This window comes from Merdimmobilis hominis (assembly GCF_016901855.1).
GTDB lineage: Bacteria > Bacillota > Clostridia > Oscillospirales > Ruminococcaceae > Paludihabitans.
Genome location: NZ_JACJKY010000100.1, coordinates 1 through 219 on the forward strand (window position 1 = coordinate 1; position 219 = coordinate 219).

The following is a 219-nucleotide window of genomic DNA, read 5'->3' on the forward strand; positions in this document are numbered from 1 at the left end:
TTGTCCTTGTCGGGTTCGTCTTTTCGATTCAACCATTTGTAATATCCGCTACGGGATACTTCAAGCAGCTTGCAGAGTTCTTCGACCGTGAAACGATCTCTGAACCGATAAATTACTTTGTACCGGAGTTCTTTGCATCCCACCTTTCGCACTCTTCCCGAAAAGCCCGTAATACCTCGTTTTCCATTTCTAATTGGCGTATCTTTTCTTCGGGTGTGT

Annotated in this window: 1 protein-coding gene; it reads right to left on the reverse strand. The window is 44.7% G+C overall.

The window, feature by feature from the left end; all coding sequences use genetic code 11:
• Positions 1-152 (reverse strand): helix-turn-helix domain-containing protein (locus tag H6A12_RS13850; protein ID WP_430623643.1); only part of this gene is annotated, 152 nt, incomplete at its 3' end.
• Positions 153-219: the final 67 nt, after the last annotated feature.